The 10353-nt window shown below is 39.3% G+C and carries 9 protein-coding genes and 1 pseudogene; 7 read left to right on the plus strand and 3 right to left on the minus strand.

Going from position 1 to position 10353, the window contains the following annotated elements; translation table 11 throughout:
* Together HT729_RS06990 and queA are read right to left on the minus strand one after the other, a co-directional pair.
* Positions 1–321 (minus strand): transposase family protein (locus HT729_RS06990; RefSeq protein ID WP_172931839.1); only part of this gene is annotated, 321 nt, incomplete at its 3' end.
* Between the two features lie 465 nt (positions 322–786).
* Positions 787–1815, minus strand: a complete 1029-nt coding sequence (gene queA, locus HT729_RS06995) for a tRNA preQ1(34) S-adenosylmethionine ribosyltransferase-isomerase QueA (protein WP_001090168.1) — start codon at positions 1813–1815, stop codon at positions 787–789.
* 150 nt (positions 1816–1965) lie between these two features.
* On the opposite strand from queA, the gene HT729_RS07000 reads away from it, so the two are divergent.
* Both HT729_RS07000 and rpsU read left to right on the plus strand, forming a co-directional pair.
* Complete coding sequence (locus HT729_RS07000) at positions 1966–2673, plus strand: glucosamine-6-phosphate deaminase (protein WP_000864588.1); 708 nt, start codon at positions 1966–1968, stop codon at positions 2671–2673.
* A gap of 138 nt (positions 2674–2811) precedes the next feature.
* On the plus strand, positions 2812–2988 hold the full coding sequence (gene rpsU / locus HT729_RS07005) for a 30S ribosomal protein S21 (protein ID WP_000048054.1): 177 nt from the start codon (positions 2812–2814) through the stop codon (positions 2986–2988).
* 39 nt (positions 2989–3027) lie between these two features.
* On the opposite strand, the gene HT729_RS12055 is transcribed toward rpsU, so the two are convergent.
* Positions 3028–3219, minus strand: a complete 192-nt coding sequence (locus HT729_RS12055) for a hypothetical protein (RefSeq protein WP_000693406.1) — start codon at positions 3217–3219, stop codon at positions 3028–3030.
* Between the two features lie 96 nt (positions 3220–3315).
* Between HT729_RS12055 and hprK the strand changes: the two genes are divergently transcribed.
* The 5 genes and pseudogenes from hprK to HT729_RS07035 all read left to right on the plus strand — a co-directional run bounded on the left by hprK (position 3316) and on the right by HT729_RS07035 (position 10283).
* The gene (gene hprK / locus HT729_RS07015; protein ID WP_000115147.1) at positions 3316–4251 is read left to right on the plus strand and encodes an HPr(Ser) kinase/phosphatase; all 936 of its coding nucleotides are present in this window, start codon (positions 3316–3318) and stop codon (positions 4249–4251) included.
* A complete protein-coding gene (gene lgt / locus HT729_RS07020) occupies positions 4244–5032 on the plus strand; it encodes a prolipoprotein diacylglyceryl transferase (RefSeq protein WP_000886657.1) in 789 nt (262 codons plus the stop codon). The genes hprK and lgt overlap by 8 nt, the downstream gene beginning before the upstream one ends.
* Positions 5033–5459: pseudogene (locus tag HT729_RS07025) on the plus strand (DUF948 domain-containing protein).
* Positions 5432–5827 carry a YtxH domain-containing protein gene (locus tag HT729_RS07030; protein ID WP_000517395.1) on the plus strand — a complete coding sequence of 132 codons (396 nt, stop codon included), beginning with the start codon at positions 5432–5434 and terminating at the stop codon, positions 5825–5827. Before HT729_RS07025 ends, HT729_RS07030 begins: the two are co-directional and overlap by 28 nt.
* Positions 5828–6185: 358 nt before the next feature.
* Complete coding sequence (locus HT729_RS07035) at positions 6186–10283, plus strand: G5 domain-containing protein (RefSeq protein ID WP_055356684.1); 4098 nt, start codon at positions 6186–6188, stop codon at positions 10281–10283.
* The last annotated feature ends 70 nt before the right edge of the window (positions 10284–10353 follow it).

Raw genomic sequence — 10353 nt, forward strand, 5'->3', positions numbered from 1 at the left:
AATTTGGTGATTTTTCTTGACGATAGAAGTTTCAGCGACCATCATTTTTGAACAGTGATAGCACTTGAATCGACGCTTTCTAAGGAGAATTCTAGTAGGCATACCAGTCGTTTCGAGGTAAGGAATTTTCGACGGTTTTTGAAAGTCATATTTCTTCATTTGACTTACGCACTCAGGGCAAGATGGGGCGTCGTAGTCCAGTTTGGCGATGATTTCCTTGTGTGTATCCTTATTGATGATGTCTAGAATCTGGATATTAGGGTCTTTGATATCGAGTAGTTTTGTGATAAAATGTAATTGTTCCGTATGATTCTTTCTAATGAGTTGTTTTGTCGCTTTTCATTATAGGTCATATGGGACTTTTTTTCTACACAAAATAGGCTCCATAATATCCATAGGGGATTTACCCACTACAAATATTATAGAGCCATAAGTCTTTGATTTTGAGACTAAGGAGAGTCAGGGTCAAAGTAGTGAATGATTCTGAAACCACTCATAATAGTCTCTTGAGAGGACAGATAAGAGTAACAAATATGGTGCTACTCATGTATCTTGTATTTTGATTTACAAACAGCGAAGAAAATATAGGAAGCTGAAATAAAATATAGATGAATCGATTTGGAGAGTCAACGCAATCTATGGCAATATTTTCGCAGCTAGGGAGAAACATTTTAATTTTAATGTACTAGGCGTCTTCTACAGTTAGCTAGAGTTTCAATTGTAGATGTTCTTTGAAATAATATCTTAGCGATTTATTGGTATTAGAAGATTTAGAGAAATTCTTTCTCAATAAATAAACATGGCGTCACCAAAACTGAAGAAGCGGTAGTGTTCTTGGATGGCATGGTGGTAGGCATCTAAGACTAATTCACGGCCTGCAAAGGCAGAAACCAACATGACCAGAGTTGATTTTGGCAGGTGGAAGTTGGTTGAGAAGGCATCCACGACCTTCCACTCATACCCAGGTTTGATAAAGATATTGGTCCAACCAGAATCTGCTTGGATTTGCCCCTCAAACTTGGAACCAATAGTTTCCAAGGTGCGGATAGAAGTGGTTCCGACAGCGATGACACGACCACCATTTTCCTTAACAGAGCGGAGAGTTGCAGCTGCTTCCTCAGAAAGTTGATAGAACTCTGAGTGCATTTCGTGTTCGTCTAGATTGTCCACAGAAACGGGTCTAAAGGTTCCGAGTCCGACATGAAGAGTCAGATAGACTAGATGAACACCCTTAGCTTGGATTTCTGCTAGCAGTTCTTTGGTGAAGTGAAGTCCAGCAGTTGGTGCAGCAGCTGAGCCGCTTTCCTTGGCGTAAACTGTTTGATAGCGTTCACGGTCATCCAGTTTTTCGTGGATATAAGGTGGCAGCGGCATTTCACCCAGACTTTCCAAAACTTCTAGGAAAATTCCGTGGTATTCGAAGCGGACAATGCGGCCTCCGTGGGTCAATTCTTCTGTAATGACAGCGCTGAGGCGACCATCACCAAAGCTGATACGAGTACCGACCTTGAGGCGTTTGGCAGGTTTAGCCAGAACTTCCCACTCATCTCCAGCAGTATTTTTGAGCAGGAGAAGTTCCACATGGCCTCCAGTTTCTTCCTTTTGACCATAGAGGCGGGCAGGGAGAACGCGGGTGTCGTTCATAACGAGGGCATCACCAGGTTCCAGCATATCAATAATGGAGTGGAAGTGTTTGTCCTGCATTTTTCCTGTCTCACGGTTGACGATGAGGAGTTTAGAGGCATCTCGTTTTTCAAGGGGTGTTTGGGCAATCAATTCCTCAGGTAAGTGGAAGTCAAAATCAGCTGTATTCATATATCTGTTCATTCTTTCTAAGTTCTAATCCTATCCATTATAACATGTTTCAAGTATAGACGCTCTTTTTTTAGAAATTAAATCGTTTTCACTTGACAAAAATTGGTCTATACCATATAATAAAAATAGATAGAAATGGAGGATGAAAAGATGAAAGTTATTAAAGTTGAAAACCAAATCGAAGGTGGAAAAGTTGCTTTTGAGATTTTGAAGGAAAAATTAGCCAATGGCGCTCAAACCTTAGGGCTTGCGACAGGAAGTAGTCCACTTGAATTTTATAAGGAAATTGTTGAAAGTGACCTCGATTTTTCAAATCTAACCAGTGTCAACCTTGATGAGTATGTAGGCCTTGATGGCGACAATCCACAGTCTTACCGTCACTTCATGCAAGAAAACTTGTTCAACCAAAAACCATTTAAAGAAAGTTTCTTGCCTCGTGGTGTTAAGGATCATGCTGAAGCTGAAGTTGAACGCTACAACCAAATTTTGGCTGACCATCCAGTTGACCTGCAAATCTTGGGAATCGGTCGCAATGGGCATATCGGCTTTAATGAGCCTGGTACTCCATTTGACAGTCAAACGCATCTAGTAGAACTTGACCAGTCTACTATTGAAGCCAATGCGCGCTTTTTTGACAAGATTGAAGACGTCCCAACCCAAGCTATTTCAATGGGGATTAAGAACATCTTGGATGCCAAGTCAATCCTTCTCTTTGCCTACGGTGAGTCGAAAGCAGAAGCCATTGCCGGAACAGTGTCTGGCCCAGTGACTGAGAATCTACCTGCAAGTAGTCTCCAAAATCACCCTGATGTGACCATTATTGCGGATGCTGAAGCGCTTAGCTTACTTGAAAAATAAAAAGCAATGTTCTATTGAACGCTTTCAACTCTTGTATAAATGTAAGAAAAAATCAAAATTAAACCGCATTTTTGCTTGACAATTATTCCTTTTACGTGTAGAATAAAATAGATATTGAACTTGAAGGGAGTGAAAAAAATGTCTAAAACAGTAGTACGTAAGAATGAATCTCTTGACGACGCACTTCGTCGTTTCAAACGTGCGGTTACTAAAGCTGGTACTCTTCAAGAAACACGCAAACGTGAATTCTATGAAAAACCTTCTGTAAAACGTAAACGTAAATCAGAAGCAGCTCGTAAACGTAAAAAATTCTAATTTGAAATGAAAGGCTGGAGAAATCTAGTCCTTTTTCTTTTAATACTCTTCGAAAATCTCTTCAAACCACGTCAACGTCTCCTTGCCGTAGATATGGTTACTGACTTCGTCAGTTTCATCTACAACCTCAAAGCAGTGCTTTGAGCTGACTTCGTCAGTTCCATCTACAACCTCAAAACGGTGTTTTGAGCAGCCTGTGGCTAGTTTCCTAGTTTGCTCTTTGATTTTCATTGAGTATAAATAAATACTCCAAAGCCTGCAAAAATCTGAAACTTCCTCCTACAATTTGATATAATAGAGAGAAGAACTCGATTGAAGGAGGAAATGATGTCGGTTTTAGTAAAAGAAGTGATTGAAAAGCTTAGACTAGACATTGTCTATGGCGAACCAGAATTGCTTGAAAAGGAAATCAATACAGCAGATATTACGCGACCTGGTCTTGAAATGACAGGTTATTTTGACTACTACACGCCAGAGCGGATTCAACTTTTGGGGATGAAGGAGTGGTCTTATCTGATCAGCATGCCTTCCAACAGCCGTTATGAAGTTTTGAAAAAAATGTTTCTACCTGAGACACCAGCGGTCATTGTTGCCCGTGGTTTGGTGGTTCCAGAGGAGATGTTAAAAGCAGCCAGAGAATGTAAGATTGCTATTTTAACCAGCCGTACAGCGACAAGTCGTTTATCTGGAGAGTTATCTAGCTATCTGGATTCTCGTTTGGCAGAACGTACCAGTGTTCATGGGGTTTTGATGGATATCTATGGGATGGGCGTCTTGATTCAGGGAGATAGTGGAATTGGTAAGAGTGAGACAGGTCTGGAACTTGTCAAACGTGGTCACCGCTTGGTAGCTGATGACCGGGTCGATATCTTTGCCAAGGATGAGATTACTCTTTGGGGTGAACCGGCTGAAATCTTGAGACACCTGATTGAAATTCGTGGGGTTGGGATTATCGATGTCATGAGCCTCTACGGTGCCAGTGCCGTCAAGGATTCTTCACAGGTTCAACTTGCTGTCTATTTGGAAAACTATGATACACATAAGACTTTTGATCGTCTTGGAAACAATGCAGAGGAAATAGAAATTTCTGGCGTAGCCATTCCTCGTATCCGCATTCCAGTTAAAACAGGTCGTAATATTTCTGTCGTGATTGAGGCAGCTGCCATGAATTATCGTGCCAAGGAAATGGGCTTTGATGCGACCCGTTTGTTCGAAGAACGACTGACAAGTCTCATCGCTCGAAATGAGGTGCCTAATGCTTGATCCAATTGCTATTCAACTAGGCCCTCTAGCCATTCGTTGGTATGCCTTGTGTATTGTTACAGGTTTGATTCTTGCGGTTTATTTGACCATGAAAGAAGCGCCTAGAAAGAAGATCATACCAGACGATATTTTAGATTTTATCTTGATAGCCTTTCCCTTGGCTATTTTAGGAGCTCGTCTCTACTATGTCATTTTCCGTTTTGATTATTATAGTCAGAATTTGGGAGAGATTTTTGCCATTTGGAATGGTGGTTTGGCCATTTACGGTGGTTTGATAACTGGGGCACTTGTACTCTATATCTTTGCTGATCGTAAACTCATTAACACTTGGGATTTTCTAGATATTGCGGCGCCTAGCGTCATGATTGCCCAAAGTTTGGGTCGCTGGGGCAATTTCTTTAACCAAGAAGCTTATGGTGCAGCAGTGGATAATTTGGATTATCTACCTGTCTTTATTCGTGACCAGATGTATATTGAGGGGAGCTACCGTCAGCCGACCTTTCTTTATGAGTCCCTATGGAATCTACTTGGATTTGCCTTGATTCTGATTTTTAGACGAAAATGGAAAAGTCTCAGACGAGGTCATATCACGGCCTTTTACTTGATTTGGTATGGTTTCGGTCGTATGGTCATCGAAGGCATGCGAACAGATAGTCTCATGTTCTTTGGCCTTCGAGTGTCTCAATGGCTATCAGTTGTCCTTATCGGACTGGGTATTTTTATCATTCTATATCAAAATCGAAAGAAGGCCCCTTACTATGTTACAGAGGAGGAAAACTAAATGTTAGAAGTTGCATATATTTTTGTTGCCCTTGCTTTGATTGTATTTTTAGTGTATCTAATCATTACTGTACAAAAGCTTGGCCGTGTTATCGATGAAACAGAGAAGACGATTAAAACCTTGACTTCAGATGTGGATGTGACCTTGCATCATACCAATGAATTGCTGTCTAAGATCAATGTCTTGGCAGATGATATTAATGTCAAGGTGGCAACGATTGATCCACTCTTTAGTGCTGTTGCAGATTTATCTCTATCTGTTTCAGACCTCAATGACCATGCGCGTGTCTTGAGCAAGAAAGCTTCATCAGCTGGTTCAAAAACACTCAAGACTGGGGCAAGTTTATCAGCTCTTCGTCTTGCAAGTAAATTTTTAAAAAAATAAAAAAGGAGAATCCTTATGGGTAAATTATCCTCAATCCTTTTAGGAACCGTTTCAGGTGCAGCTCTTGCCTTGTTTTTAACAAGCGACAAGGGCAAACAAGTTTGCAGTCAGGCTCAAGATTTTCTGGATGATTTGAGAGAAAATCCAGAGTATGCCAAGGAGCAGGTCTGTGAAAAACTGACAGAAGTCAAGGAGCAGGCTACAGATTTTGTTCTTAAAACCAAAGAACAGGTTGAGTCGGGTGAAATCACTGTGGACAGCGTCCTTGCTCAAGCCAAATCATGTGCTCGTCAAGCGACAGAAGTATCAAAATATCGATTCAATAATCTCAAAGAGCAATGGCAAGAAAAGGCCGAAATTCTTGATGAATCAGAAGAGATTGTGATTGATATCAAAGAAGAAAAAATCTAGATTTGATGAGACTGGGCAAAAACTCAATTCTAGGAGAAAATGAAGTAGATCTTCCCATAATCAAACGCATAGTATCAAGGTTTTTCAAGGCCTGATATTATGCGTTTTTTGATTTTCATTGAGTATTATGGTATAATGGCAGTGTTGAAAGTGAAATATTTACATTTTTTATATTGTACTGATATTTTATTAATATTAAGCAATTCATTTTTTTATGATTAGAAATCAATGTGGTAGTTTATAATCAAGCAGAGGAAAAGTTCTAAAATTTTAGTCAAGAAAGGGTTTAGTATTTTGTCAAGGGAAAATAGTAGAACTCTCTATTTTGTAAAAAATAGCTAGAAAGAAAGTTGGTAAAATGAAAGATATTTTTAATAAACGTCAATGTTTTTCGATTCGAAAGTTTTCTGTTGGAGTGGCTTCTGTATTAATAGGCATTGCTTTGTTTACACCATCCCAGGGAGTACTTGCTTCTACGGAAAATTCTCCATCTTCTGTGGATAAAAGAGAAGAAGTTCAACCTATACTAGATAATCAAAATAATCCTTCTTCTGAGTTAGATACCAGAGATGTTCCAATAGGATCTACAAGGACTACAGAACCCGTCAGATCTGGGAATAAGGAAAATAATAGCTTGACCACAAGGGATTTCGTGGCGGGTGAAGACAGATCAAGCACTCCAGCGGTGAGAGCAGCATCAAATCCTTCCGAGGTTAAAAAGTATGAATTAACTGATGAGTATGCTAAGCAAATAAAAGCAGGAGTAATCGGTTCAGAAGGTAATAAGCTTGATAGTTTATTGTTAAACGGCTCTAAGTTAAGTCCAGAAGCCTATACAGATGATGATTACTTGAAGGATAAAGAAGAACTTTATATTTATGAAAAAGGTGGGAAAAAGTATGTAGGTTATAATAGTCATCCCTTATTAGAAGATACTGATGGTGATGGTATTATTGACAGTAAAGAAAAGCCAGATGAAAAATTAAAATGGAATGTAAGTGAGCGCGATATGATTATGTTCATGGAATTATCCTACCGTGATGATAATTATATTGATAGAGTGCTGGATCATAAGAGACCCTTAACAGAGTCAGAGTTATATAAAAAGAATGGTGACAGTAAACCACGTTATGAGTATATGATGATGAATAAGGAATTGGGGCCTTATTGGGAAAGGAAGAAAAGTTACCATACCTCCAGTGGACTAGATGCTGTCTTGTATGAAACGAAGAGTGATTTCTTATATTTACCAAATGGAACTGCACAAGTATTAGCCTTTCGTGGAACAAGTGATGCGAAAGATATAGGAGCTGATATAACACTTGGATTAGGAAGCAATCCTCAACAAGGGATAGATGCAGAAAATATTATGCATGAACTAGCTAAAGATAAGAGTATTACTAATCTTTATTTGACAGGTCATTCTTTAGGAGGATATTTAGTACAACGGGCAATGGTTGAAGCTTATCAGTTGGCATATTCTGACAGCAGAGTCATGTCTCCTAAAGAACAGTTGGTTTATAGAAACGTTTATAATAATGTATTAAAAAAAGGCACAACCTTTAATGCTCCAAAAGTTGTGACCAATTTGCTTTCCAGTCGTGAATTTTGGCAAAAAGGTTTAGATAGCAAAAAAATAGCCAAGTCTGGTAAAATGACTCATTATATTGTTGATAATGATTTGGCGATAAGAAAAGGCGTCAGCAATGATAGTGATGTTGTTATAAATGTTGGACGAACCAGTGGAGGTCACAGTTCACGTTCTTATTTTGAAGCTGATATGATTAATAGACGATCAGAGTTTATATCTGGGAAACGAATTTCCTTAGATGGGACAGGTTATCAAGATAAAAACATTGCAACAGTTAAATCTGTAGAAAAAGTTGGAGAAACTGTTGTATATAGTAAACGCGGAGATGACATCATTAAGTCAATAACTGTGAGTATGAAAGATCTCGATACAGGACAGATTACTAACAATACAATTGATGAAGTGTTTAAGAAAGATGGAGCCAAATCTACAGTTGTCGTTACCCAACTTGAGCCAAGTGTACGTTATGAAAAAGATGCCACAAGAGCTAAAGGTGAAGCTAATGTAACAACAACTGGTACTTCAGGTACTAGTACAGTAACAACAACTTATAGTGTAAATCCTAACACTGGAGATCTGATTGAACATGTAGGACAACCAGTAGTTAAGCAACCGGCAATAGAAACAGTTGTCAAAGTCGCAGCCAAGGATGAAGTAGAATACATTAAAAAAGGAGACGACGTTGTTAAGAAGACAACAAGCTACACAGTAAACTCAAAAACTGGCAGCCTTACTTCGACTAAGAAGGAAGAAGTAGTCAATAAAGGTGGCGCGAAGGATATAGTTGAGTATAATTCAGTTGAACCCAAAACAGTTTATTTAAAAGATGAAAACAGTCCAAAAGGTACTGATACCGTTCAATTTCTAGGGAGATCAGGAAAATCTAAAGTCACCACAACCTATAGCGTAAATCCAGTAAATGGAGCCCTAACTCCAACAAAAGGGGGATCAGAAGTCGTAACTCTACCAATAGCTAGAGTTGTAAAAGTAGGAGCTAAGGATAAAGTAGACGTAGAAACAATCCCATCTCCAGTAAAATACGAAAAAGATGCTAGTCGAGAAAAAGGCCAAGCCAATATTACTGTCCCAGGAAAAGACGGAAGTAAGACAACCACCACGACTTACACAGTAAATCCAGACAATGGGGAAGTTACTCCAAATGAAGGAAATCCAGTAATAGTAAATCCAACAGAAACAATCGTTAAAGTCGCGGCTAAGGATCAAGTAGTAGAAACGCCAATTGAGCCCACAGTGGTTTATGAAAGAGATGACACTCGTGACTTTGGTACACCAGACAAGCCTAGAAAAGGAGCAAAAGGAAAATCTGTAACGACTACAAGGTATGACGTTAATCCAAATAATGGAACAGTCACAGAACAGGTTGGTAAGCCAGTGGTCACCCCAGCTGGTAAAACAATAGTTAAGGTTGGAGCTAAAACTAAGGTTGAGAGTAGCAAGGATGACCAAGGTCGTGAAGTTATCAACACTACAACTTATGAAGTTGATCCAAAAACAGGTAAGGTAACTTCTACAACAGTAACTACTTACGGGACAAGGAAAGAACTAACGATTGAGAAGATGGTAGTACCATCTCCAGTAGTTTACGAAAAAGATGATACGAAAGAAAAAGGTACAGTCCCAACTACTGTTAAAGGTGAAGATGGTGAAGACACTATCACAACAACTTACACTGTGGACACTAATACTGGAAAGATTACAGCAAGTGAAGGTAAACCAGTTCGTACGAAAGAACCAACGAATACAGTCGTCAAAGTCGCAGCCAAGGACAAAGTAGAAAAAACAGAAATCTCATCACCTAAGAAATATGTGAAAGATGATACACGCGACAAAAATCAACCAAATGTGGAAGAAGCAGGCCAAGCAGGTTCAAGTACTATCACAACAACATATAGTGTTGATTCTACTACAGGCGCTATTACAGAAACAGTAGGAAAACCAGTAGTAGTAAATCCAACAGCAACAATAGTCAAAGTCGCAGCCAAGGACAAAATAGTAGAAACACCAATTGAACCTGAAGTTGAATATGTTAGAGATGGTGAACGAGAAGTTGACACACCTAATGAACGTATTGAAGGAGCTAAAGGTAAAACAGTTACTACAACCACTTACGATGTAGATTCAAAGGACGGTCATATCACAGAACACGTTGGCACCCCAGTCGTCACCCCAGCAGGTAAGACAATCGTTAAAGTAGGAGCTAAAACTAAGGTTGAACAATCTAAAGATTCTGAAGGTCGTGATGTGATTGAGACCACTACCTATGAAGTTAATCCAAAAACAGGTAAGATAACTCCAACAACCGTGCTAACTTATGGGAAAACGAAAGAACCAACGAATACAGTCGTCAAAGTCGCAGCCAAGGACAAAGTAGTAGAAACCCCGATTGAACCTGAAGTTGAATATGTTAGAGATGGTGAACGAGAAGTTGACACACCTAATGAACGTATTGAAGGAGCTAAAGGTAAAACAGTTACTACAACCACTTATGATGTAGACTCAAAGGACGGTCATATCACAGAACACATTGCTAATAATATAACAACACCAGCTAAGGTAACACCAGGTAAAGTCACTCCAGCAACTCCAGTCACACCTGCTACTAATGGAGGTTCTGATCAAGATACACCTGCACCAACAACTCCAATTCCAGATGCAGTTACTCCGAATGAAAATCATGAAGATACTACAGATGCTAGTGATAGTGATAACGGAGCTAAATCAAATGATTCTCAAAATGTATTGCCAAATACAGGAACAGAATCAAATGCGACTCTTGCATCTCTAGAACTTCTTGGTCTGCTAGGCGGTCTCGGACTTGCTCTTGGAAAGAAAAAAGAAGACTAAAAATTTAGTCAAATGAACATTCATTCTTTTGTATTGTAAAGACAAACTAGATTGGTTCTGGGAATCGTGT

It is taken from the genome of Streptococcus sp. 79 (assembly GCF_013277425.1).
Classification (GTDB): Bacteria; Bacillota; Bacilli; order Lactobacillales; family Streptococcaceae; genus Streptococcus; species Streptococcus pseudopneumoniae.

Bases quoted from the DNA above. Each gene is read 5' to 3' on its own strand.
- HT729_RS07030 (WP_000517395.1), top strand. From the start codon at position 5,432: ATGGGTAAATTATCCTCAATCCTTTTAGGAACCGTTTCAGGTGCAGCT.
- hprK (WP_000115147.1), top strand. From the start codon at position 3,316: ATGTCGGTTTTAGTAAAAGAAGTGATTGAAAAGCTTAGACTAGACATT.
- HT729_RS12055 (WP_000693406.1), bottom strand. From the start codon at position 3,219: ATGAAAATCAAAGAGCAAACTAGGAAACTAGCCACAGGCTGCTCAAAA.
- lgt (WP_000886657.1), top strand. From the start codon at position 4,244: ATGCTTGATCCAATTGCTATTCAACTAGGCCCTCTAGCCATTCGTTGG.
- HT729_RS07000 (WP_000864588.1), top strand. From the start codon at position 1,966: ATGAAAGTTATTAAAGTTGAAAACCAAATCGAAGGTGGAAAAGTTGCT.
- HT729_RS07035 (WP_055356684.1), top strand. From the start codon at position 6,186: ATGAAAGATATTTTTAATAAACGTCAATGTTTTTCGATTCGAAAGTTT.
- queA (WP_001090168.1), bottom strand. From the start codon at position 1,815: ATGAATACAGCTGATTTTGACTTCCACTTACCTGAGGAATTGATTGCC.
- rpsU (WP_000048054.1), top strand. From the start codon at position 2,812: ATGTCTAAAACAGTAGTACGTAAGAATGAATCTCTTGACGACGCACTT.